The sequence below is a fragment of the Thalassobacter sp. HA4-2 genome, from assembly GCF_055693705.1.
Genome location: NZ_JBVFUK010000001.1, coordinates 1,445,098 through 1,468,960, shown reverse-complemented (window position 1 = coordinate 1,468,960; position 23,863 = coordinate 1,445,098). Strand labels below are relative to the sequence as shown.

The window sequence follows — 23,863 nt, the reverse complement described above, 5'->3', positions numbered from 1 at the left end:
GAGGGTATTTTTGGAACAATGAGGCCCAGCGATGTTTGCATTTGACACCACCTATGCCCGCCTGCCCGAGCGGTTCTACACCAAGATGGCCGCCACCCCCGTGCGTGCGCCCCAGTGGATCGCGTTGAACGAGGATCTGGCGCGCGAGATGGGGGCGGACCCGGAGGGGCTGCGCGCCCGGCTGGATGTCTTTGCGGGCAACGCTGTCCCCGTGGGGACAGAGCCGTTGGCGCAGCTGTACGCTGGGCACCAGTTCGGCGGGTGGTCGCCGCAGCTGGGCGACGGGCGCGCGCTGTTGCTGGGGGAGGTTGTCACGCCCCAGGGGCGGCGGGACGTGCAGCTGAAGGGCTCCGGCCCCACACCATATTCCCGGCGGGGGGACGGACGCTCGGCCATTGGTCCGGTGGTACGCGAGTATCTGGTGTCCGAGGCGATGCACGCCCTTGGCGTGCCCACCACCCGGGCGCTGGCCGCCGTGGCCACGGGCGAGACAGTCCTGCGCCAAGAAGGGGCCGTGCCGGGCGGCATCCTGACCCGTGTGGCCGCCAGTCATATCCGGGTGGGCACCTTTCAGGTTTTTGCCGCCCGGGGCGACCGGGAGGCGGTGCAGACCCTGCTGGACTACACGCTGGCCCGTCACGCCCCCGACCGCAGCGGCCCCCTTGGCCTGATGGACCATGCCATGCAGGCCCAGGCGCGGCTGGTAGCGCAGTGGATGGGCCTGGGCTTTATCCACGGGGTGATGAACACCGACAACATGACCCTGTCGGGCGAGACCATCGACTATGGCCCCTGTGCCTTCATGGAGGAGTATGCGGCAGGCCGCGTCTTTTCCAGCATCGACCAGACGGGCCGCTATGCCTATGCCCGCCAGCCCGACATGGCCCTGTGGAACCTGGGGCAGCTGGCCAACGCCCTGCTGATCCTGTGGGACGATCAGGACAAGGGCGTGGCGGAATTGACCGAGGCCCTGAACCGCTTTGCCCCCCTGTTTGGGCGCGCATGGTGCGAGACCCTGTGCGCCAAGATCGGACTGGGGCCGGAGCATATGGATCTGGCCCAGGACCTGCTGCGCCTGATGGAGGACGCGCGCGTGGATTTCACCAACACCTTCCGCCGATTGGGATCAGAGGCGGTGCGCGAGACCTTCACGGATCTTGCCGCCTTCGACGCCTGGGCCGCCCGCTGGCGCGCGGCGGAACCGGACGCGGCGGGGATGGACCGGGTGAACCCCGTCCTCATCCCCCGCAACCACCGGGTGCAAGAGGCGATTGCCGCCGCCGAACAGGGTGACTACGGGCCCATGCACGCTCTGCACGCGGTCCTGAAAACGCCCTTTGCCGACACCGAAGGGGCGCGCCCCTACCAGACCCCCGCCACCCCCGAAAACGCCGTCACCCGCACCTTTTGCGGGACCTGAGTTGCACCCCGCCCCCGCCCCGGCCTAGAAGGGCCGCGAACAAAGGAGCCGCCCGCCATGCCAGAGTCCATTCTCGCCCGTTGCGAAGCCCTCGGCCTGCGCATGACCGAACAGCGCCGCACCATCGCATTGGTGCTGGAAACCTCGGACGATCACCCGGATGTCGAAGACCTTTATGCCCGGGCGGTGGCCAAGGATCCGAACATCTCCATCGCGACGGTGTACCGGACGGTGAAGCTGTTTGAGGAGGCGGGCCTGCTTGAAAAGCTGGAATTCGGGGACGGACGCGCGCGCTACGAGGATGCGGAGCGGGAGCACCACGACCACCTGATCGACATGCAGACCGGCGAAGTGATCGAATTCGTGGACCCCGAGATCGAGGCGCTGCAGGAGAGGATTGCCGCGCGCCTTGGGTACGAGCTGAAGGGTCACCGTTTGGAGCTGTACGGGACCAAGCGCAAATAGGGGGCGGACCGACCGGGCATCGAGCCCGCCCGGCCCGCGTGAGACGCGCCGCTCTCACACTCTAGGGGGTATTTTTGACCCAATGAAGCCAGGGGCCTTGCAAAGGGCGCGCGGTTTGGTTTTGTGGCGGGCAGTGCAACGGGCACCAGCATGGCGTGCGCCGCAAGGCGCTCCTTTTGGTCAGGCATGGTTTTTGAGAGATGGGGGCCGCGATGACGGACAATCTGCGCGGCGCGCTTTTCATGACGCTGGCCATGTTGGGCTTTGCCGTTGAGGACGCCTTGATCAAGACCTTGGGCGGGCGCTTTGCCCCCGGTCAGATCATCTGGATGCTGGGTCTGGGCGGCGCGCTGTGCCTGATGGTGTGGCTGGCCGCGCGGCGCCAGCCGATCGTGACGCCGGATACCTTTGACACCGGGGCCCTGTTGCGCACCGCCTGCGAGGTGGCGGGCACGGTGATGTTCGTGCAGGCCCTCGTGTTGATCCCCCTGTCCACCGCATCCGTGATGATCCAGGCCACGCCCCTTCTGGTGGCCATGGGAGCAGCGGTGTTTCTGGGCATGCCCGTGGGCTGGAAACGCTGGGCCGCGATCCTTGTGGGCTTTGTCGGGGTGTTGATCATCATCCGCCCCGGCACCGCCGCCTATGACCCCGGGGTCCTGCTGGCCTTGGGCGGTGTTCTGGGGCTGGCGGCGCGCGATCTGGTGACGCGCGGGGTCAAGCCCAGCCTGTCGGGCGTGCGCCTGTCCCTGTTGGCGTTTTCCGCGTTGGTGCCGGCGGGGGCCCTGTTGCAAGTGCTTCAGGGGGACGCGCTGGTGCCCTTGGCCCGGACGGACCTCATGACCCTTGGGGCCTGTGTGGCCCTTGGCATGTTGGCCTATATCAGCATCGTCTCGGCCACGCGGATGGGGGATATCGCGGTGGTCTCGTCCTTCCGCTACACCCGTTTGCTGTTTGCGCTGGTGATCGCCTGGGTCGCCTTTGGGGAACGCCCTGACCTTTGGACCTGGGTGGGGGCTGGCATCATCTTGGGCGCGGGCCTGTTCACCCTGTGGCGCGAGGCACGGATGCGGCGGCAGGGCGTCGCGCCCTAGGGGCTTTCCCCGCCGGGCGCGGGCGCTAAAAGACGCCAAACCACCAGACCGGAGCCTTGCGCCATGAGCACCATTATCGACATCCACGCCCGTGAAATCCTCGACAGCCGGGGCAATCCCACGGTGGAGGTTGACGTGACCCTCGAAGACGGGTCCATGGGCCGCGCCGCCGTGCCCTCGGGCGCATCCACCGGCGCGTTCGAGGCAGTGGAACGCCGCGATGGCGACAAGGCGCGCTACATGGGCAAGGGCGTGCTGGAGGCCGTGGCCTCGGTCAATGGCGAGCTGGCCGAGGGTCTGCTGGGCTTTGACGCCACGGATCAAGAGGGCCTCGACGCCGCCATGATCGAGATGGACGGCACCGACAACAAGGCCCGTCTGGGTGCCAACGCGATCCTCGGCGTGTCCCTTGCCACGGCCAAGGCCGCCGCCGATTTCACCGGTCAGCCCCTGTACCGCTATGTCGGCGGCACGGCGGCCCGCGTTCTGCCCGTGCCCATGATGAACATCATCAACGGTGGGGAGCATGCGGACAACCCCATCGACATTCAGGAATTCATGATCCAGCCCGTGTCGGCCCCCACCATCAACGATGCGATCCGCATGGGATCCGAGATTTTCCACACCCTGAAGAAAGAGCTGTCTGCCGCAGGGCTGGCCACGGGCGTGGGCGACGAGGGTGGTTTTGCCCCCAACATCGGGTCCACCCGCGACGCGCTGGATTTCATCATGAAGGCCGTGGAAAAGGCGGGCTACACCCCCGGCGACGACATCACGCTGGCGCTGGATTGCGCGGCGACCGAGTACTTTAAGGACGGCAAATATGTCCTTGCAGGCGAAGGAAAAACCCTGTCCAGCGCCGAAAACGCCGCCTATCTGGAGGCGCTTGTGAACGACTACCCCATCGTGTCCATCGAGGACGGCATGGACGAGGACGATTGGGACGGTTGGAAACTGCTGACCGATGCCATCGGGGATCGCTGCCAACTGGTGGGCGACGATCTGTTTGTCACCAACCCCGCCCGTCTGGCCCGCGGGATCGAGACCGGCACCGCCAACAGCCTGTTGGTCAAGGTCAACCAGATCGGCACCCTGTCCGAGACATTGCAGGCCGTGTCCGACGCCCAACGCAACCGCATGACCTGTGTGATGTCCCACCGGTCTGGCGAGACAGAGGATGCCACCATCGCAGACCTCGCCGTGGCCACCAACTGCGGCCAGATCAAGACCGGGTCGCTGGCGCGCTCCGACCGGCTGGCGAAATACAACCAGCTGATCCGCATTGCCGAAGAATTGGGCGAAACGGCGATCTATGCCGGGCGCAGCATCCTCAAACGCTGATCCGGCTGTGCCCCGGTTGCATTCGGCGCGGACATACTACGTAATACGGTAAGTCGCGCCGAACCAATTGGGGTCCCATGACCATACGTCCCACCCTGCCTTTTGACATGTCGAAGGAGGCCAAGGCCATTGCCGCGTCCGAGGCCGCGGGCTGGGCCTCCTTTGCTGCCCGGCAGGGGGTCATTGTGCTGGCAACGGTGTTGCTGGCGGTCATTCGATCGGAACCCCTCTTCTTTGCATGGGCCGCGCTATATCTGATCATCGAGGCTGCTTTCATTGTCCATTGCCAATGGGTCAAACGTCAGGGCCGGATCGAGCCACGCAGCTACTGGGTGTTTTTGGCCCATTACGCCTTGACCGTGATCTACTTCGGGTCGTTGCCGATCTGGCTGATTTCCTTCCCCGCGATTGAAATGCAATTCGCCGGGCTGACCTTGATTGCGGGGCTTGGCCTCTATGCGCTGACATTGCACGCAGGGTTCCGCCATATGCTGGTGATTGACGCAGTGGTGGTGGTGATTGTCGCCCATGGCTTTGCCCTGCAATGGGGGGCCACGGCCGAGACTTGGCAAAGTGCTGCGATCATGTTTGTCGCCTCCTCTGGCATTGCGCTGTCGTTCGTGTTCAGCCTGCGCCAGGCGCATTTGGCCACGCGCGAGCTTGCCATCAAGGAGGCGCAGCTGGTCCATTCCCAAAAGATGGAGGCCGTGGGCCAACTGTCCGGCGGCATCGCCCATGATTTCAACAACCTGCTGACGGTGATCAAGGGCAATCTGGAATTGCACGACGAGGTGACCAGTGTCCACGAGCAAGCCCTTCTGCGCCGCGAGGCCCATGGCGCCGCAGATCGCGGGGCCGACCTTGTGCGCCGTCTGCTGGCTGCGTCGCGCAAGTCGCTCATGTCCAAGGCCCCGCTGGACGTGAACGAGTTTCTGGCCAATTTCCAGACCATGGCCGCGCGGGTCCTGCCCGCCAATATCAGCTTGGTGCTGACCAATCACCTGCCGGATCACACGGTCATAGAGACGGACAAAGCCCAGCTGGAGGCGGCGATCCTGAACCTTGTGAACAATGCCCGCGATGCCATGGCCAAGGACGGCGGCACCCTAAGGGTGACCGCGCGACTGCACCAGATTGACGCGCCCGAACTTGGGGAAACCTTGTCCCCCGGACGCTACCTCAATCTGTCCGTCCATGACACCGGCACAGGCATTCCGCCCGCACTTCTGGCCCGGGTTACAGATCCTTACGTCACCACGAAGGAAGAGGGCAAAGGCTCCGGCCTTGGGTTGGCCATGGTGGCCGGGTTTGCCGAACAGGCGGGCGGCGTGTTGGACATGACCAGCGCCGAAGGTGAGGGCACCACCGCCACACTGCTGTTGCCGGCCTAGCGCCCCTGGCCTAGTCTGTCCTCATGACACCCGCCCTGCCCCTTGCCCCGGACCGCCCCCAGCTTGGGGTGCTGTTGATGATTGCCTTCTGCATCGCCGCGCCCCTGTCCGACAGTATTGCCAAGGGGCTGACGGCGATGTTTCCTGCGCTGATGCTGGTGGTGGTCCGCTTTGCCGCGCAGGCGTTGCTGCTGACCCCATGGGCCGCGCGCGACCTGCGGCGCGTGCCATGGTCCCCGCGCCTGCTGGTGCTGACGTGGGCGCGGGCTGTGTTTCACATCGGGGGCATCTGGATGATGATCGCGGCCCTTGCGGTGCTGCCCTTGGCCGATGCGCTGGCCATCGCCTTTGTCATGCCCTTCATCATGCTGCTGCTGGGGTGGGCCTTTCTGGGCGAGGCTGTGGGCCCCCACCGCATCGGTGCTTGCATCGTGGGCTTTGCCGGGGCGCTGCTGGTGGTGCAGCCCAGCTTTCAACAGGTGGGCCCTGCCGCCCTTTTGCCCCTTGGGGTGGCGGTGTTCTTTGCGCTTTACATGCTGGTGACACGCACGGTGGCGCGCCAGATGGACCCGATCACATTGCAGGCGGTGAATGGTTGGCAAGCCTTGGCCCTGCTGGCGCTGGTTCTGGCGGTTCTGGGACTGGAGGGTTGGCGCATGCCCGCGGGCGGCGAATGGGGCTGGGTGTTGGCCTTGGGCGTGATTGGCACGGGCAGCCATATCCTGATGACATGGTCCCTGCGTCTGGCCCCCTCGGCCACGGTCGCGCCGATCTCTTATCTGGAGCTGCCCTTTGCGGCGATCATCGGGTTTTTGGTGTTTGGCGATTGGCCCAACCCGCTGGCCCAGACGGGCATCGCGTTGACCATCGGGGCGGGCCTCTACATCCTGTGGCGAGAGAACCGAAAGGACGCCCCATGACCGCAAACGTGACCACAGACTTGACCGCCGACCAGATCATCGAGACCCTGGGCCTGCACCCCCACCCCGAGGGCGGCTATTACGCCGAGACATGGCGCGGGGCAGGCCCCGGTCGCCCCACGGGGACGGCGATCTACTTTCTGCTGCGCGATGGGCAGGCCAGCCATTGGCACACCGTCGATGCCACCGAGATCTGGCTCTATCACGCAGGCGCGCCCCTTGTGCTGTCCCTGTCCGATACCGACGCAGGGCCCGCCGTGGACCGCCTGCTGGGCCCGGACCTGACCACCATGCGGCCCCAGATCGTGGTGCCAGAGGGCGCATGGCAAGCCGCCCGCACCACGGGCGACTGGACCCTTGTCAGCTGCACGGTGTCCCCCGGCTTTGAGTTTGCGGGCTTTACGCTGGCCGAGCCCGGGTTCGATATCCCGCGCTAGGCCTCCAGCTCTGCGTCCCAATACAGGAAGTCCATCCAGCTTTCGTGCAGATGGTTCGGTGGGAACTTGCGGCCAAGGTTCATCAATTCGGGGGCGGAGGGCTGACGCGGCGGTTTGCGCAGGGAATAGCCCACCTCCTTGACGCTGCGCGAGCCCTTGCGCAGGTTGCACCGCCCGCAGGCCGCCACCACATTTTCCCAACTGGTGATCCCGCCGCGTGCGCGGGGCACCACGTGGTCAAAGGTCAGATCACCCTTGGACCCGCAGTATTGGCAGGAAAACTCGTCCCGCAGGAACAGGTTGAACCGGGTGAAGGCCACGCGTTTTTGCGGTTTGACATAGTCTTTCAGCACCACCACCGAGGGCATCCGGAATTCCGTCGTGGGGGAATGGACGTATTTGTCGTACTCCGCCACGATATCCACGCGGTCCAGAAACACCGCCTTGATCGCGTCCTGCCATGGCCAAAGGCTAAGCGGTAGATAGCTGAGAGGTCTGTAATCGGCGTTCAGCACGAGGGCTGGGTAATTGCGCAACTCGCCGGGGTCGCGCATGAATTCGTCTTTGAAAGTGCCGTGTATTCGTCCGTCCATCTGCTGCGACTCCACTCTCGCCCTGTCAAAAGACCGGAGCGGGAGGTCCGCTCCAGCACTTTTGACTATATATCGCGGTTGGCGTCTGGCAAGCGCGCAGATGGGGTGCGACAGTCTGTACGCCTAGCCGGGTTTATCCAGCCCGAACACATCGCGCATAAAGGCCAGCGCGACCTGCAACCCATCGGGCGCGATCCCGTGGCCGGTGCCCTTCATCACATGGGCATAGACCTGATCCCAGCCCGCCTCCTGCAAGGCTTCGGCGGCTTGGGGCAAGGATTGCGGCGGCACCACATCGTCCGCATCCCCGTGGATCAATAGGACCGGCGGGCGGGATTTGACCTCGTCCTTCAGGGCCTCCGGGTCCAGCAACCGGCCCGAGAAAGCAACGATCCCGGCAAAAGGATCGGCGCGGCGGGGGCCGACGTGCAGGGACATCATCGTGCCCTGACTGAACCCCAAAAGCACGATATCAGAAGGGGTTACACCCTCTTGTTCAACCATCGCATCAAGAAAGGCGTTCAGGTCCAGAACCGCGCGGTCCATGCCGGCGCGGCTTTCCTCTTCGCTGGATCCGTCGATCCATGGGATCGGAAACCACTGATATCCGAACCCGGCGGCGGCGCAGTGTTCGGGCGCGTCGGGCGCAATAAAGGCGGTATCGGGCAAGTGGGGCGACAACGGATCGGCCAGCCCCAACAGATCGTCCCCATTGGCCCCGTAGCCGTGCAACAGGATCACAAGGCGTTTGGCCCCCTCTGGCCCCTTGCGTTTGAAATCAAGCGTGCGTGTCATCGGATCCCTTCCCGTTCCTTGGCCACATGGTAGTAGGCCCACAAGATGCGCGCCGCAACCGCCCGCCACGGCGACCAGTCCTGCGCCATGTCGCGGATCTGCCGTTCCGTAGGGCGCGTGGGCAGGTCGAACAGCATCCGCGCGGATTCCTGCAAGGCCAGATCGCCGGGGGCAAAGACATCCGCGTAGCCCAGCGAGAACATGGCGTAGATCTCGGCGGTCCAGCGCCCGATGCCCGAGACTTCGGTCAGGGTGGCGATGACCTCCTCCGTGTCGGCGGTGCGCAGGGCCTTGTAGTCGATGCGCGCCGCCGCCAGCGCCCGGGCGTAGCGGATCTTCTGGCGCGACAGACCGCAAGCGCGCAGGTCGTCGTCGCTGGCCCACATGATCTTGCGCGGACCGGTCAGTTTCGCCGCCACCATCCGGCCCCAGATCGCGTTGGCGGCAGCCACGCTGACCTGTTGGCTGACGATGGCGGACAGCAGGCGCGCGAACCCATCGGGCTTGCGGCGCAGGGGCACGGGGCCGACCCGGGTCAGGGCATGGGCGAACCGAGGCTCTTGCCCCGCAAGCCACGCGGCGCCCTCGGCCACGCACTCGGGCGTCTGGATCAGACGGCCCCTATAGGTGCCGGGTAAGCCAGTCATGGGCGTCCTCCACGCTGTGGGTGACGTTTTGCGCTGGCTCGGCCGGGCGGTCGATCATCACGACCCGCAGGCCCAATTGGCGGGCGGCGGTCAGTTTGGTGGCGCTGGCCTGTCCGCCTGCGTTTTTGGTCACGATGTGGGTCACGTTACACTTTTGGAACAATTGCACCTCGTCCGCGACCGAAAACGGCGGACGGCCTACCACAAATGCGCCATTCGCAAAGGGGAAGCGGGTCTTGGGCGGATCAATCTGGCGACACAGGACGTAGGCGTCTTTCAGGGCCTTGAACTGGTCCAGGGTCTGTCGCCCCGTGGCCAGCAGGACCGTGGCACCGCCCGGGATCGCGGAACAGGCGGCGGCGGCGTCGGGCACATGGGTCCAACGATCGCCCCGCTGCGCGACCCAAGGGGGCCGGGTTAGGCGCAACAGGGGCAGGCCCCTCTGCGCACAGATCGTCGCCGTACGGGCGGTGATCTGATGGGCAAAGGGGTGCGTGGCGTCGATCACCCCGGTGATGCCGCGCGCGGTCAGAAAGGTGGCAAAGCCCGCCGCACCGCCGAACCCGCCCGAGATCGTCTCGACCCCCAGATCCGCAGGCGCGCGGGTGGCACCGGACAGGCTGGCCACCACGTCCTGACCGGCGCAAAGGGCCAGCAAACGCCGCGCCTCGCCCGTGCCTGCAAGGACCAGCACCGTCATGGCGCGCGCCAGAATGGTGCCCGCGCGGTCGATCACGACAACATCCGTGGTGATCGGGGTCTGGGCCAGCATGTCCGACAGGCGCGTCTGGCAGCGATCCGCAGTGATCCGGGCAAGGGGCGGTACGCGGGTCACAGCCTCCAACGCGGTGTTGCAATCGGTCAGGTCGGTGCCGGTCCAGTCGGACAGGGTGGCAAAGTCCACTTGGCTGCGTTTGGAATGCAGGTCCACCGCCCCTTGGGCAAACTTGACCAGCTTGCCGATGCCCCCGCCCAGGGTGAAATGGGGCACGGGGTTGCGGCGCAGGTACTTGAGCAGGCCGCCCGCGAAGTCCCCCATGTCCAGCATCGCGTGATCGGGCAGGCCGTGCAGCCCCTGGACCACCCGTTCCGAGGTCGCCCCCGTACAGCCCGCCACATGGGCCAAGCCCCCTGCCCGCGCCACGTCGATGCCCCGGTGGATCGAGGCGATCCACGCCGCGCAACTGAACGGGCGCACGATGCCCGTGGTCCCGAGGATCGACAGCCCCCCTTCGATGCCCAGACGGGGGTTCCATGTTTTCAGGGCCAGATCCGCGCCGCCCTCGACACTGATGGTGATGGCCACGTCCGGGGTGCGGTCAAGGGTTGTGGCCAGGGACACGACCTCCTCCTCCATCATCTTGCGGGGGATTGGGTTAATCGCGGGGTCCCCCACGGGGATCGGCAGGCCGGGTTTCGTCACGATGCCAACGCCGGGGCCTGCGTGGAACGTCACACCCGGCCCGGCCGCCACCCGCACGCGGATGATCGCCCCATGGGTGACGTCCGGGTCGTCGCCTGCGTCTTTCTCGATCGCGGCCTCGGCCCAGCCTTGCCCCATGCGCGGGGTCAGGACGTCGAATTCCGGCACCTCACCCTTGGGCAGTGTGACCTGCACCCGCGCCGGGATCGCGCCCCCCACAGCCCCATCAACGCCGCCTTGGTGGCGGCGGTGGCGCAGGTGCCGGTGGTCCAGCCACGGCGCAGTTTGGGGGCGTCAGTCATTGCGGCGACATTGCGCCAAGCGGGGCGGTGGGACAAGTCCCACCCTACGGCCCTCGCGACTGGCGCAGACGGTGCAACCTGCGTCGGTAACGCTCTTTCCGCGCCGCTGAACGCGGGGCATACAGGGCACATGAGCGATTCACTCCCCTTCCCCCGCGGCGACTGGCCTGCGTTTCAACCCGGCTGGGTCTGGCTGTGCGGGGCCGGTCCCGGTGATCCGGGGCTGCTGACCCTTCACGCGCTGAACGCCCTGCGGCAGGCAGATGTGATTGTCTATGACGCACTGGTGGGCGAGGCGATCCTGGATTGGGCCCCCCAGGCCGAACACATTTACGCTGGCAAGCGCGGCGGCAAGCCAAGCGCCAAGCAGCGCGACATTTCCTTGCGCCTTGTGGAACTTGCGCGCGCGGGCAAACGGGTGCTGCGCCTGAAGGGCGGCGATCCCTTCGTGTTCGGGCGCGGCGGGGAGGAGGCACAGACCCTTGTCCAGCACGCCATCCCCATCCGCATCATCCCCGGCATCACAGCCGGTATCGGTGGGCTGGCCTATGCGGGCATCCCCGTGACCCACCGCGACGTGAACCAATCGGTGACCTTTGTGACCGGCCACGATGCCACGGGCAACACCCCCGGCGCGCTGGACTGGGACGGGATTGCGCGCGGCAGTCAGGTGATCGTGATTTACATGGGCATGAAGCATATCGCCAATATCTCGGCGCGCCTCATCGCGGGCGGACGGCGGGCGGAGGAACCTGTGGGCATCGTCACAAACGCCGCCACGGATCGCCAGCAGGTCTTGGAAACCACCCTTGGCACCTGTGTGGCCGACATCGCCCGCGCGGGGGTCGAGCCGCCCGCCATCATCGTGATCGGCCGCGCGGTGGAACTGCGCCAGGTCCTCGACTGGCAGGCCATGGCCGCAGGGGACGCCCCGCGCGATCTGGACCCGCTGGACCGTGGCCGCCCGGCGGAAAGCGCATGAAGGGGTTCATCATCGCGGCCCCGACCTCTGGCTCGGGCAAGACGACGGTGACCCTTGGCCTGCTGCGTGCCCTGACCGAAGCGGGCGTCAAGGTGCGCGGGGCCAAGTCCGGCCCCGACTACATCGACCCCCGGTTCCATGAGGCCGCCTGCGGGCGCACCTGCCTGAACCTTGATGCCTGGGCGATGGAGCCGCGCATGATCCGGCAGTTGGCCCGGGACGGCGCGCCGGAGCTGTTGATCATCGAAGGGGCCATGGGGCTGTTTGATGGCGCGCCCCCGGACGGGCGCGGGGCCACGGCGGACCTTGCGCGCCAGTTGCGCCTGCCCGTGGTGCTGGTGGTGGACGCAGGTCGCATGGCGCAATCGATTGCGCCGCTGGTTCTGGGCTTTGCCCGCCATGACCCCGAGGTGGAGATCGCCGGCGTTATCCTGAACCGCACCGGCAGCCCGCGCCACATCGACATGCTGCGCGCCGCCCTCGCCCCCCATGGCATCCCGGTGCTGGGGGCGATCAACCGCGTCAGGGGTCTGGAACATCCCGACCGCCACCTGGGCAAGGTGCAGGCCCAGGAACGGGACGATCTGGACGCCTATCTGGCCCGCGCGGGCGACATCGCGGGCCTGTCCGTGGATCTGGAGGCGCTGCACGCGCTGGCCCGGCCCCTGCCGCCCGCCAGCCGAGCACGCAACCTGCCGCGCCCCCCGGCCCAACGGGTTGCCGTGGCGCGGGATGCGGCGTTTGATTTCACATACCCCCACATGCTGGATGGGTGGCGCGCGGCGGGGGCGCAGGTGATCCCCTTCAGCCCGCTGGCCAATGACCCCGTGCCCGAAAGCGATCTGGTGTTCCTGCCCGGCGGCTACCCCGAGTTGCACGCAGGCCGTCTGGCCGCCAATGAGGTGTTCCTGCACACCCTGCGCCGTATGGCCGAGACCGGAGCGGTTTACGGCGAATGTGGCGGCTACATGGTGCTGGGCGACGGGCTGGTGGACGCCGCCGGGGAACGGCACCAGATGGCGGGCCTTTTGCGCCTTGAAACCAGTTTCAGCACCCGCAAGCTGCACCTGGGCTACCGGACCCTGCGCGCGTCTGAGGGGACCTTTCCGGGCCGATGGGCGGGGCACGAATTTCACTACGCCACCACCCTGAAGGCAGAGGGCACTCCGTTGTTCGAGGCCAAGGACGCCACCGGCAAAAAGCTGACCCCCATGGGGTTGGTGGACGGTTCCGTCTCGGGCTCTTTTGCCCATTTGATCGCGCCCGCACCGTAACCTGCGGCCTCAGGGCCGATGGACAGACCGGCGCACGCCGCCTAGGAGAAGACCATGACTGCAATAGACGCCCCCCTTCCCGAATTCGACGACCGCCGCGCCAAGCGCAACGTGGTGGTGCTGGTGCTGGCCCAAGCCTTCCTTGGTGCGCAGATGCCGATGATTTTCATCATTGGGGGGCTGGCGGGTCTGTCCATTGCGCCTACGCCCCTGTTGGCCACGCTGCCGATCTCCATGATCGTCTTCGCCTCTATGACGACGGCGCCGTGGCTGTCGCCCCTGATGCAACGCCGGGGTCGGGTGTTCGGGTTCGTGCTGGCGGCGATGGCCGGGATGGTGGGGGCGCTGATCGCGGCCTATGCCCTTGTGATCAGCAGCTTTGCCCTGTTCCTAGCGGGCAGCTTTCTGACCGGTATCTATATGTGCGCAAACGGTTTTTACCGCTTTGCCGCCACGGACACGGCGTCTGACACCTACAAGCCCAAGGCGATATCTTACGTCATGGCGGGCGGTCTGCTGGCCGCTTTGATCGGGCCGCAATTGGTGAAGGCCACGGACGAAAGCTTCATCGTGCCCTTTGTCGGCACCTACCTTGCGGTGGCGGTTCTGAACGCCATCGGGGTGGCGCTGTTCTATTTTCTGGACCTGCCGAAACCCGAACCCGTCCGTCCCGACGCCCCCAAGGGCCGCACCCGGGCACAGCTGTTGGCGGACCCGGTGATCCGGGTGTCGATCATCTGCGGGATGGTGACCTATGCGCTGATGAACCTTGTGATGACGTCGACCCCCCTGGCCATGGTGGGCTGTGGGTTCAGCACCGGGGACGCGGCCAACGTGGTGTCCCTGCACGTGATCGCCATGTATGCGCCGTCGTTCTTTACGGGGCACCTGATCGCACGGTTCGGGGCGCAGAAGATCATCTCGGTCGGGCTGGTCGCCCTTGGGATCGCAGGTGTGATCGCGATATCGGGTGTGGCGATTGGCAACTTCTTCGGGGCGTTGATCCTGTTGGGGATTGGCTGGAACTTTGGGTTCATCGGGGCCACGACCCTGCTGACCACCTCCCACACGCCCGAGGAGCGTGGACAGGTCCAGGGCCTGAACGATGCCATCGTCTTTGGCTGCGTGACGCTGGCGTCGCTCTCGTCGGGGGGTTGGTGAACTCCGGCGCGGATGTGGTGGCGGGCTGGACCGCCGTGAACCTGGCCATGGTGCCCTTCCTGACCCTTGCGGGCGGGGCGCTGATCTGGCTGACGTTGCGCCCGCGTCTGGCGTAGGTTTGGGGTATTTGGAACCCAATGAAGCAGGGCGATGGTCCTAAAGACCGAAGACCGTCGCCTTGAGCAAACGCATCTGACTGGCGAAGGGCGAGAGGCCAATTGCACCGTCTGCGACTCGTGTCGGTTCCCGCACGAGTTGGCGCAAAAGCGTGCGGGTTTGCCAGCAAGACAGCATCGCAGGGTTTTTCGGCGGGCGCGGCAGGGCGGTCAGGGTCGCGCGGCACAGATCCGCAATCGCCTCGGCTCGCCCATCGACCAGGGGGATGCGTCCGGCCTTCTCCAGCGCGGGCACGGCGCGCAGCCAGTTGACCAGCCCCAGGGCTTGGCCCCAGGCGCGCACGGCGGCCTCCTCGCCCGCGCCAAAGGGCCGGGCGGCGATCCACAACAGGGTGCCCGCCGTGTCATCGAGGTAGGTGGCAAAGGCCGCCGCATCCTCGAACGGATCCTTGTAGATATCCCACCGGCGGGCGGCCACGACCCGGTCCAGGGCGCGCGCATCCTCGGGCGTCAGGACCTGTGCCAAGGGGGTGACCACCTCGTGCCGGCGGACGGTCTGCCCTTGGGCGATTTCCTCCAGGGCGTCGCGCCACCACTGCAGGCGCATTTCCGCGATCATGGGTTCCTGCGTGACCCAGGGGGCGCGGGCCACCTCCAGGTTAAAGGCATAGATCGGGAACAGGCGCGTGCGCGCCGCTACGGGGGCCGCCATGGTGGCGCGAAATCGGTCGGGGTCGCCCCGTTCCACTTGGGCCGCACAGGCGCGGGTCTCGGCGTCCATCAGTCTTCCTCGGTCAGGGTGAAGATGTCATGTACGCTGACCCCCAGCACCTGCGCAAGGGTCAGTGCCAAGACCGTCGAGGGCACAAAGACCCGCCGTTCAATCGTATTGATCGTCTTGCGCGACACGCCCGCGGCCTCTGCGAGGTCGGCTTGGGTCAGGCCGCGCGCCTTGCGCAACGCGGCCAGCGTGTTTTCAAGGGGCACGGTCATGGCATTATGGGCCGCGCAGGTCGAACAGGACCGAGGACGACAGGAAAATCCCCCCATCAAGGTGCCCATGGCCGCAAAGACCACCGGATAGCCGATCACGCCCGCCGCCAAGGCCAAGCCAAAGATCGGATAGAACGCCACCGCGCACCAGAAGGACAGGGCATAGGCGCGCGCCTTGTCCGCCTCATAGCCCTCGTCATAGGCCTGATCCGCCCGCGCGTCCCCGGCCAGCACCGAGGCCACGGCCAGCACGATCGCCGCCACTGCCCCCGCCATGCCGGGGATCCACGCGCTGACGGGGTCGGGCTGTCCGGTGGCGATGGCCGCCAGACCGTAGGCCAGGCAGATCAGACCAGCGCCCCCCAACAGGGCGCGGCGCAACAAGATCAAAAGGTCTGTGGACATGGCTCCCTCCATTTGTAACCTCTAAGTTACAAATAGGCGCGCGCATAAGTAACGTCAAGGTTACTTTTTGAGTTCCGTATCCCGCACCAGTTTCCACCGCACCGCATCCACCAGCGCCTCGAAGCTGGCGTCGACGATGTTGGCCGACACCCCCACGGTGGACCAGCGCGCGCCCGCGCTGTCTTCGGAATCGATGATCACGCGGGTCACGGCCTCGGTGCCGCCCTGGGTGATGCGCACCTTGAAATCCACCAGCCGGATGTCGTCGATGGTGGCCTGATAGGGCCCAAGGTCCTTGGCCAGCGCCTTGGCCAGGGCGTTGACGGGGCCGCGGTCGGTGCCGGTCTCGTCCATGCTTTCGGACACGGATAGGGTCTTGGTGTCGCCGATCTTGACCACCACGACCGCCTCGGACAGGGACACCATGCGGTTTTGCTTGTTCTTGCGCCGCTCGACCGTGACGCGGTAGCGTTTGACCTCGAAAAAGTCAGGCAACAGGCCCAGTTCGGCCCGGGCCAACAGCTCAAAGCTGGCCTGGGCCGTGTCGTAGGCATAGCCCTCGTCCTCGCGCAGCTTGATCTGCTGTAAGATGCGGCGCAGGGCGTCGGTGTCGTCCCCGGGCAGGCCCGCGTCCGCCAGCCGCTTGCGCAGGTTCGACAGGCCCGCCTGGTTGGACATAGGGATAATGCGGGCGTTGCCGACCACCTCGGGCGGGATATGCTCGTAGGTGGTGGGGTCCTTGAGGATCGCACTGGCGTGCAGGCCCGCCTTGTGGGCAAAGGCGCTGGCCCCCACATAGGCCGCCTCGCGCCGGGGCACGCGGTTCAGGATGTCGTCCAGACGCCGGGACACGCGGGTCAGGGTTTGTAACCCGGCCTCGGATACGCCGATCTGGAACCGGTCGCGGTAGGGCGGTTTCAGCAGCAGGGTCGGGATCAGGGCGGTCAGGTTGGCGTTGCCGCACCGTTCCCCAAGCCCGTTCAGCGTGCCCTGGATCTGCCGCGCCCCGGCGCGCACGGCAGCCAGACTGCAGGCCACGGCCTGTTCGGTGTCGTTGTGGGTGTGGATGCCAAGCCGGTCCCCGGGGATGCCTGCCGCGACGCAAGCCGCAACGACAGCCTCCACCGTCTCGGGCATGGCGCCGCCGTTGGTGTCGCACAGCACGACCCACCGCGCGCCTGCGTCCAGGGCCGCGCGCAGGCAGTCCAACGCATAGGCGGGATTAGCGGCGTATCCGTCAAAGAAGTGTTCGGCGTCAAACAGCGCCTCGCGCCCTTGGCCAACGATATGGGCGACCGAGGCGCGGATCGCCTCCAGATTTTCGTCCAAGCTACAGCCCAGAGCCTCGTGCACGTGGAATTCATGGGCCTTGCCCACCAGACAGACCGCGCCGGTGCCTGCATTCATCACCGCCGCCAGCACATCGTCATTGGCCGCAGACCGCCCCACCCGCTTGGTCATGCCAAAGGCGGTCATCCGGGCGCGGGTGTCGGGCACGACCTCGAAAAACTCGCTGTCCGTGGGGTTGGCCCCGGGCCAGCCGCCCTCAATGTAATCCAGCCCCAGATCATCCAGCATCGCCGCAATCTCGACCTTCTCGGCGGTGGAAAACTGCACTCCTTGGGTCTGCTGCCCGTCGCGCAGGGTGGTGTCGTACAGATAAAGCCGTTCCATCACGGGCGCGCTCCGCTTCCTTGGGGCAGACATATCCTCAGGATCCGGGGCAGCGCCCGGGGTGTCGGCCTGCGCATCACAGCCCCTCCAACCTGGTGGGGTCGAACCCGGGTCCGGGGACCAGATCGACCCCTGCCTTGGACATGCGCACCTCGACCCCGGCGGCCACCAGGGCGGTCTTCATCGCATCCACCGGGGCGAAATCCTTGCTGGCCATGGCCGCCGTGCGCAGATCGGCCAGGCGTGCGGCCAGGTCCGACAGGTCCGGGCCCGCGTCGTCCCACGCCATTTCGGGCGTCAGCAGCCCCAGCATCCGCGCGCCTGCCAGCAATCCCGCCGCGTCCCCCGCACTGGCCAGCCCATGCAGGGCGGTGATGGCGCCGGCGGTGTTCAGGTCCTCGCAGAGGGCCTGAACGACCGCAGGGGCCGCGCTGGCGGAGGGGCGGGTCCCGTCCGTCAGCGCCCGCCATTTGCGTAGGCACTTGGTCGCCTCCTCCGCCTTCTTTGCGGTCCAATCCATGGGCTTGGAATAATGGGTGGACAGAAACACGAACCGGATCACCTCGCCGGGGATGCCCTGATCCAGCAGGTCGCGCACGGTGAAAAAGTTGCCAAGGGACTTGGACATCTTCTTGCCCTCCACCTGCAACATCTCGTTGTGGACCCAGGTGCGCGCGAACCCGTGGCCGGAACAACAGCTTTGCGCCACCTCGTTTTCGTGGTGGGGGAACATCAGGTCGTTGCCGCCGCCGTGGATGTCGAACTCCGGCCCCAGCAGGTCGTGGGCCATGGCGGAACATTCGATGTGCCAGCCCGGGCGGCCCCGGCCCCAGGGGCTGTCCCAGCCGGGGGTGTCTGCGTCCGAGGGCTTCCACAGGACGAAATCCATGGCGTCGCGCTTGTAGGGCGCGACCTCGACCCGGGCGCCTGCAATCATGTCGTCCACGCTGCGCCCCGACAGGTTGCCGTAGTCCCCGTAGGCCTTGACGGAAAACAGAACGTGGCCCTCGGCCGCATAGGCGTGGCCGCTGTCGATCAGACCCTGGATCATCGTCACCATCTGGCCGATGTACTGGGTGGCGCGCGGCATATGGGTGGGCTCCAGCGTGCCCAGCGCGGCCATGTCGGCCAGATACCACTGGGTCGTCTCGGCGGTGATCTGGGCAATGTCCCGGCCCGAGGCGGCGGCGCGGGCGTTGATCTTGTCATCCACATCCGTGAAATTGCGCACATAGGTCACGTGATCCGCGCCATAGACATGGCGCAGCATCCGAAACAGCGTGTCAAACACCACCGCCGGGCGCGCGTTGCCCAGATGCGCGCGGTCATAGACCGTGGGCCCACAGACATACATCCGCACGTTGCTGGCGTCGATGGGGGTGAAATCCTCCACCTGCCGGGTCATCGAATTGCGCAATCGGATCTGTGCCATGGTTGTCCCTTCCCTGTCGGGCGTGGACCTAACAGAGCCGGGCGGCAAGGGGAAGTTTGACTTGCCCCCTGCCCCGTGATTGCTTGCGCCCAAACACGAGGGGGACGCGATGCAGGTATCACGGCGACTGGCAGGGCTGACGGGCGACGGGTCAGACGGATGGGATTTGTTCTACAAGGCGCGGCGCATGATTGCAGGCGGCGTGCCCGTGACCGAGCTGACGATTGGCGAGCATGACATCCGCACCCACCCCAGCATCCTGCAGGCCATGCATGACAGCGCGGTTGCCGGGCATACGGGCTATGCCGCCGTGCCCGGGATCACGGCCCTGCGTCAGGCGGTGGCGGACCGCATCCAGACGCGCACGGGCGTGCCCACAAGCCTCGACAATGTGCTGATCACCCCCGGGGGGCAAGCGGGCCTGTTCGCGGCCCATCTGGCCGCCCTGGAGGCCGGCGACACCGCCCTGTACCTTGATCCCTACTACGCCACCTACCCCGGCACCATCCGCGGCGCGGGCGGCGTGCCCAAGGCGATCCAGACCCGACCGGAGGAGGCGTTTCAACCCACCCGCACAGCGCTTGAGGCCGCCGCGCCCGGCGCGCGGTCCTTGCTGGTGAACACCCCCAACAACCCCACGGGCGTGGTCTATGACGCAGCCACCGTGCAGGCGATTGCCGATGTGGCCCAGGCCCACGACCTGTGGCTGATCTCGGACGAGGTCTATGACACCCAGGTCTGGGACGGCACCCACCTGAGCCCCCGCGCCCTGCCCGGCATGGCCGATCGCACCCTGGTGGTGGGCTCCATGTCCAAAAGCCATGCCATGACCGGCAGCCGGATCGGCTGGATCGTGGGGCCAGAGGCGGCGATTGCCCACCTGAGCAACCTTGCCACCCACACAACCTACGGCGTGCCCGGCTATATCCAGGAGGCGGCGGTGTTTGCCTTGGGCGAGGGCCAGCCCCTGGAGGACGCGGTCGCCGCCCCCTTTGCCCGCCGCCGCGCGCGGGTGCTGGACCTGATCGCGGGCCAACAGGTGGTCAAGGTCATCCCCTCGGGCGGGGCCATGTACCTGATGCTGGACATCCGCGCCACGGGCCTGTCGGGTGAGGATTTCGGGGACAGGTTGCTGGACCAGCACCATATCGCCGTCATGCCCGGCGAAAGCTTTGGGGCGGCCGCAGCGGGGCATATCCGCCTGGCCTTGACCGTGGACGACGACCGCTTGGTCCAGTCCGTGGCAACATTATTGGATATGGCAGCGCAGCTTGCCCCGTAGATCTGGGGTATTTTTGACCCAATGAAGCGGAAATCCGTCGCTTTTGGACCATCTGTCGCATTTGAGCGCGCAGAGCGGCGCAGCTTGGGCAGGCTTGGCATATGTTCGTACACAAAGACAACGACTGGAAGATCGCCCTTGTGACCCGCACCATCGGGGCGGATCGCGGGCGCGCGGCGCGCGGGCGCCCCACAGGGTGGCCCTGCTAGCCCCCCTTTTCCAACATCGTTATCCAAGGACCATCCCATGAACGAGATGACCAAACCGCGCCGCACCGGCGGGCGCGCGGCCCGTTGCGCCCTGCGCGCCGCCCCTTTGTCCCAAGACACCCGCCCCGTGCGTCCGGGCCTGACGGGCGGCACCTATAATCCCCTGTCGGACGCCGATATCGCCCGCATCCACGAGGCGGCCCTGACCGCGTTGGAGGAGATCGGGCTGGCCGATGCGCCCCCCTCGGGCATCGAGGTCATGGTGGCCGCAGGCGCGATCTTGGGCGACGACGGACGGCTGCGCTATCCCCGTGCCCTGGTCGAGGATATGCTGGCAAAGGCCTGTAGGGACCTGACCCTGCACGGGCGCGACCCGGCCCATGATCTGGACCTGTCGGGCAGCCGGGTGCATTACGGCACCGCAGGCGCGGCGGTCCATGTGGTGGATGTGGAAACCGGCACCTACCGCGAAAGCCTGCTGCAAGACCTGCATGACGCGGCGCGGATCACGCAGACCCTGGACAATATCCATTTCCTGCAACGCCCCATGGTGGCGCGGGACATGCCGGACAATCAGGCGCTGGACCTGAATACGCTCTATGCGTGTCTGTCGGGGACCACCAAACACGTGGGCACCAGTTTTGTGGACCCGGACACCGTGCCCCTGTGTCTGGAGTTTCTGCACGCCGTGGCGGGGGGCGAGGCTGCGTGGCGGGCGCGGCCCTTCGTGTCGAACTCCAACTGTTTTGTGGTCCCGCCCATGAAATTCGCCACCGAGTCCTGTCAGGTGATGGAACAGTGCATCGCCGCAGGCATGCCTGTCCTGTTGTTGTCCGCAGGTCAGGCGGGGGCCACGGCCCCGGCCCCCATCGCGGGCGCCATCGTGCAGGCGGTGGCCGAGTGCCTTGCGGGCGTGGTCTACGTCAACTCCATTGCGCCCGGGCACCCGGCTATCTTTGGCACCTGGCCCTTCGTGTCGGATCTGCGCACGGGGGCCATGTCGGGCGGGTCCGGGGAACAGGCGCTGTTGTCGGCGGGCTGTGCCCAGATGCACCGGTTCTATGGCTTGCCCGGGGGCGCGGCGGCGGGCATTGCCGATGCCAAGCTGCCCGACATGCAGGCGGGCTGGGAACAGGGGATCAGCAACACCCTGGCCGGGCTGTCGGGTCTGAACATGGTCTATGAGGCGGCGGGGATGCATGCCTCTCTGCTGGGGTTCTGTCTGGAAAGCCTGATCCTGGGTGATGACCTGATCGGGCAAGCCTTGCGCTGCGTGCGCGGGATCGAGGTCAACGACGACACCCTTGCCCTGGACACCATGCGCGCCACCTGTCTGGGGGGGCCGGGCCACTACCTGGGGACCGAGCAGACCCTGCGCCTGATGCAGACCGAATACATCTATCCCAGCCTGGCCAACCGCATGAGCCCCAAGGAATGGGAGGAGAACGACCGCCCCGACCTTTTGGCCCAGACCATCGCGCGCAAACAGGCGATCCTGGCCAATGAAAGGTCAGCGGCCTTTGACCCCGCGCTGGACCGCGCCCTGCGCACCCAGTTCGACATTCTGATGTGACAACGCGAACCCACGCGTTACCTATGGGCGATGGTACTGACCTTTCAGCCCGAGGGCATCTATTGCCCCGCCGGTGATTTCTACATCGACCCCTGGCGCCCCGTGGACCGGGCCCTGATCACCCACGGCCATGCCGATCACGCACGGTGGGGGATGGGGCGCTATCTGGCGACCGAGGCTGCGGCCCCGGTCATGCGCCACCGTCTGGGCGACATCACCCTGGACACGATCCCCTATGGCGAGACGCGGCGCATCGGTGGGGCCACGGTCAGTTTCCACCCCGCAGGCCATGTGCCGGGATCCGCGCAGATCCGGGTCGAGGTGGCGGGCGAGGTCTGGGTCGTCTCGGGCGATTACAAGACCACGCCGGACGGCCTGTCGGAGGCGTTCGAACCGGTGCCCTGCCATGCCTTCATCTCGGAATGCACCTTTGGGCTGCCGGTGTTCAAATGGCAGTCTGATGCGGTGCTCAAGACCCAGATCAACGACTGGTGGGCGGCCTGCCGGGCCGAGGGGCGGGTGGCGATGCTGGGGGCCTATTCCTTGGGCAAGGCACAGCGGCTGTTGACCATGCTGGACCCTCAAGGGCCGATCCTGACCCATGCGGCGATCGAGAACACCAACGCCGTGCTGCGCGCCCAGGGGGTCGCCCTGCCGGCCACCACCCGCATCACGCCCGATCTGGACCGCAGCGCTCAGGCCGGCGCGCTGATCCTGGCCCCGCCGTCGGCCTTTGGGTCCACCTGGGCGCGGCGGTTCGGCAAGCCGTCAACGGCCTTTGCCAGCGGCTGGATGGCCCTGCGCGGGGTGCGCCGCCGCCGGGCGGCAGACCGGGGGTTCGTGGTGTCCGATCACGCCGACTGGCCGGGCCTGCTGGACGCGATCAAGGCCACGGGGGCCGAGCGGATCTTTGTGACACATGGCTACACCTCGGTCTTTCGGCGCTACCTTTGCGACATCGGCTATGACGCCCAGATCGTGCAGACCGAATTCGACGGCGAAAGTCTGGACGCGGTGGAAGCCGAGGCCGAGGCCAGCTAGGGTGCGCCCATGACCCTGACCCCCTCGGACCGGATGGCCATCGCCTTTGCGCGCTATGTCGAAAAACCCACGCTGGCGCTGATCCCGGCCCAACGGCTGTTGCGGGGGCTGTTTCGGGCGACCTGCGCGTTGAACCACGCCCCGGCCCTGCCCGGGGTGCAGCGCGTCACTTTGGGCGGCCGCCACGCCCTGATGCGCCCCCACGGCGCACCGGGCGCGCGCGGTGCGCTGTTCTGGATCCACGGCGGCGGCTTTACCATCGGCGCGCCGGAAACCCATGCGCCCATGGTCACGCGGCTGGCCGAACAGGCGGGGCTGGCGGCCTATCTGCCCAGCTACCGCCTGGCGCCTGCCCACCCGTTCCCCGCCGCCCCCGACGACATTCTGGCGGCCTATGGCGATTTGTTGACCCAGGTGGAGGGCCCCATCGTCGTGGGCGGGGACAGCGCGGGCGGCAATCTTGCGCTGGTCCTGTTGCAAGACGCCGCGCGCCACGGGTTGCGCGTGCCCGATTGCATGGTGTTGGCCTCACCGGTGGTGGATCTGGACCCGGCCACCCGCACCCACCCCGGGGCGTCGGAACGGCTGATCCCCAAGGCCTGGATGCGCCGCTGCATCCCCATGTACCTGCGCGACCACGACCCGCAAAACCCGCGCCTGTCGCCCATACATGGCACCTACTCCGCCCCGCCCCCCGTCCTGTTCCAGACCGGCCAGGGCGAGATGTTGGAACCCGACACCCACCGCATGGCCGCCCACCTTGGCACCGCCACCACCGATATCGTGCCCCACATGCCCCACGTCTGGCAGCTGTATGCAGGGCGCGTCACTGCCGCCGATACGGCCCTTGCGCGCATGGCCGCTTTCATCCGCAGCCACACGGCCTAGGTCAG

General features: G+C 66.7%; 21 protein-coding genes and 2 pseudogenes. 14 read left to right on the top strand and 9 right to left on the bottom strand.

The window, feature by feature from the left end; all coding sequences use genetic code 11:
- Positions 1–31 precede the first annotated feature (31 nt).
- The 7 genes from ACZ1G0_RS07460 to ACZ1G0_RS07430 all read left to right on the top strand — a co-directional run bounded on the left by ACZ1G0_RS07460 (position 32) and on the right by ACZ1G0_RS07430 (position 7,068).
- Positions 32–1,420, top strand: coding sequence for a protein adenylyltransferase SelO (locus ACZ1G0_RS07460; protein WP_472736366.1), 1,389 nt, complete (start codon positions 32–34; stop codon positions 1,418–1,420).
- Positions 1,421–1,477: 57 nt separating this feature from the next.
- A complete protein-coding gene (locus ACZ1G0_RS07455) occupies positions 1,478–1,885 on the top strand; it encodes a Fur family transcriptional regulator (RefSeq protein WP_472736365.1) in 408 nt (135 codons plus the stop codon).
- Between the two features lie 212 nt (positions 1,886–2,097).
- Positions 2,098–2,979: a DMT family transporter gene (locus tag ACZ1G0_RS07450; protein ID WP_472736364.1), complete on the top strand. Its 882-nt coding sequence runs from the start codon at positions 2,098–2,100 to the stop codon at positions 2,977–2,979.
- A gap of 63 nt (positions 2,980–3,042) precedes the next feature.
- Positions 3,043–4,320, top strand: a complete 1,278-nt coding sequence (eno, locus tag ACZ1G0_RS07445; protein ID WP_472736363.1) for a phosphopyruvate hydratase — start codon at positions 3,043–3,045, stop codon at positions 4,318–4,320.
- Between the two features lie 77 nt (positions 4,321–4,397).
- On the top strand, positions 4,398–5,711 hold the full coding sequence (locus tag ACZ1G0_RS07440) for an ATP-binding protein (RefSeq protein WP_472736362.1): 1,314 nt from the start codon (positions 4,398–4,400) through the stop codon (positions 5,709–5,711).
- A 23-nt stretch (positions 5,712–5,734) separates the two neighbouring features.
- Positions 5,735–6,631, top strand: a complete 897-nt coding sequence (locus ACZ1G0_RS07435; protein WP_472736361.1) for a DMT family transporter — start codon at positions 5,735–5,737, stop codon at positions 6,629–6,631.
- A gap of 20 nt (positions 6,632–6,651) precedes the next feature.
- Positions 6,652–7,068 (top strand): cupin domain-containing protein, encoded by a 417-nt coding sequence (locus tag ACZ1G0_RS07430; protein WP_472737781.1) that lies wholly within the window; start codon positions 6,652–6,654, stop codon positions 7,066–7,068.
- On the opposite strand, the gene ACZ1G0_RS07425 is transcribed toward ACZ1G0_RS07430, so the two are convergent.
- The 5 genes and pseudogenes from ACZ1G0_RS07425 to ACZ1G0_RS07405 all read right to left on the bottom strand — a co-directional run.
- The gene (locus ACZ1G0_RS07425) at positions 7,065–7,661 is read right to left on the bottom strand and encodes an HNH endonuclease (protein ID WP_472736360.1); all 597 of its coding nucleotides are present in this window, start codon (positions 7,659–7,661) and stop codon (positions 7,065–7,067) included. The genes ACZ1G0_RS07430 and ACZ1G0_RS07425 overlap by 4 nt on opposite strands.
- Before the next feature lie 123 nt (positions 7,662–7,784).
- Entirely contained in the window at positions 7,785–8,456 is a 672-nt protein-coding gene (locus ACZ1G0_RS07420; protein ID WP_472736359.1) for an alpha/beta hydrolase, read from the bottom strand.
- Positions 8,453–9,103, bottom strand: a complete 651-nt coding sequence (locus ACZ1G0_RS07415) for a DNA-3-methyladenine glycosylase family protein (protein ID WP_472736358.1) — start codon at positions 9,101–9,103, stop codon at positions 8,453–8,455. Before ACZ1G0_RS07415 ends, ACZ1G0_RS07420 begins: the two co-directional genes overlap by 4 nt.
- Positions 9,078–9,803: a cobalt-precorrin-6A reductase gene (locus ACZ1G0_RS07410; RefSeq protein WP_472737780.1), complete on the bottom strand. Its 726-nt coding sequence runs from the start codon at positions 9,801–9,803 to the stop codon at positions 9,078–9,080. The genes ACZ1G0_RS07415 and ACZ1G0_RS07410 overlap by 26 nt, the downstream gene beginning before the upstream one ends.
- A pseudogene (locus tag ACZ1G0_RS07405) lies at positions 9,804–10,828 on the bottom strand (cobalt-precorrin-5B (C(1))-methyltransferase); the annotation flags it as partial. It lies immediately after the preceding gene.
- Between the two features lie 130 nt (positions 10,829–10,958).
- Here ACZ1G0_RS07405 and cobA point away from each other — a divergent pair.
- The 3 genes and pseudogenes from cobA (at position 10,959) to ACZ1G0_RS07390 (ending at position 14,361) form a co-directional block, all read left to right on the top strand.
- Complete coding sequence (cobA, locus tag ACZ1G0_RS07400) at positions 10,959–11,810, top strand: uroporphyrinogen-III C-methyltransferase (RefSeq protein ID WP_472736357.1); 852 nt, start codon at positions 10,959–10,961, stop codon at positions 11,808–11,810.
- The gene (locus ACZ1G0_RS07395) at positions 11,807–13,084 is read left to right on the top strand and encodes a cobyrinate a,c-diamide synthase (protein WP_472736356.1); all 1,278 of its coding nucleotides are present in this window, start codon (positions 11,807–11,809) and stop codon (positions 13,082–13,084) included. Before cobA ends, ACZ1G0_RS07395 begins: the two co-directional genes overlap by 4 nt.
- Before the next feature lie 54 nt (positions 13,085–13,138).
- Positions 13,139–14,361 (top strand): annotated as a pseudogene (locus ACZ1G0_RS07390) (MFS transporter).
- Positions 14,362–14,401: 40 nt separating this feature from the next.
- On the opposite strand, the gene ACZ1G0_RS07385 reads toward ACZ1G0_RS07390, so the two are convergent.
- The 4 genes from ACZ1G0_RS07385 to cysS form a co-directional block, all read right to left on the bottom strand.
- Complete coding sequence (locus ACZ1G0_RS07385) at positions 14,402–15,142, bottom strand: squalene/phytoene synthase family protein (protein ID WP_472736355.1); 741 nt, start codon at positions 15,140–15,142, stop codon at positions 14,402–14,404.
- Positions 15,142–15,759, bottom strand: coding sequence for a helix-turn-helix transcriptional regulator (locus ACZ1G0_RS07380; protein WP_472736354.1), 618 nt, complete (start codon positions 15,757–15,759; stop codon positions 15,142–15,144). The genes ACZ1G0_RS07385 and ACZ1G0_RS07380 overlap by 1 nt, the downstream gene beginning before the upstream one ends.
- Before the next feature lie 60 nt (positions 15,760–15,819).
- On the bottom strand, positions 15,820–17,433 hold the full coding sequence (cimA, locus tag ACZ1G0_RS07375; RefSeq protein ID WP_472737779.1) for a citramalate synthase: 1,614 nt from the start codon (positions 17,431–17,433) through the stop codon (positions 15,820–15,822).
- 76 nt (positions 17,434–17,509) lie between these two features.
- The gene (gene cysS / locus ACZ1G0_RS07370) at positions 17,510–18,865 is read right to left on the bottom strand and encodes a cysteine--tRNA ligase (RefSeq protein ID WP_472736353.1); all 1,356 of its coding nucleotides are present in this window, start codon (positions 18,863–18,865) and stop codon (positions 17,510–17,512) included.
- Positions 18,866–18,974: 109 nt separating this feature from the next.
- Between cysS and ACZ1G0_RS07365 the strand changes: the two genes are divergently transcribed.
- The 4 genes from ACZ1G0_RS07365 to ACZ1G0_RS07350 all read left to right on the top strand — a co-directional run bounded on the left by ACZ1G0_RS07365 (position 18,975) and on the right by ACZ1G0_RS07350 (position 23,858).
- Positions 18,975–20,147 carry a pyridoxal phosphate-dependent aminotransferase gene (locus tag ACZ1G0_RS07365; RefSeq protein ID WP_472736352.1) on the top strand — a complete coding sequence of 391 codons (1,173 nt, stop codon included), beginning with the start codon at positions 18,975–18,977 and terminating at the stop codon, positions 20,145–20,147.
- 246 nt (positions 20,148–20,393) lie between these two features.
- Positions 20,394–21,929 (top strand): trimethylamine methyltransferase family protein, encoded by a 1,536-nt coding sequence (locus tag ACZ1G0_RS07360; RefSeq protein ID WP_472736351.1) that lies wholly within the window; start codon positions 20,394–20,396, stop codon positions 21,927–21,929.
- A gap of 30 nt (positions 21,930–21,959) precedes the next feature.
- Positions 21,960–22,970, top strand: coding sequence for a ligase-associated DNA damage response exonuclease (locus ACZ1G0_RS07355; RefSeq protein WP_472736350.1), 1,011 nt, complete (start codon positions 21,960–21,962; stop codon positions 22,968–22,970).
- A 9-nt stretch (positions 22,971–22,979) separates the two neighbouring features.
- Complete coding sequence (locus tag ACZ1G0_RS07350; protein ID WP_472736349.1) at positions 22,980–23,858, top strand: alpha/beta hydrolase; 879 nt, start codon at positions 22,980–22,982, stop codon at positions 23,856–23,858.
- Positions 23,859–23,863: the final 5 nt, after the last annotated feature.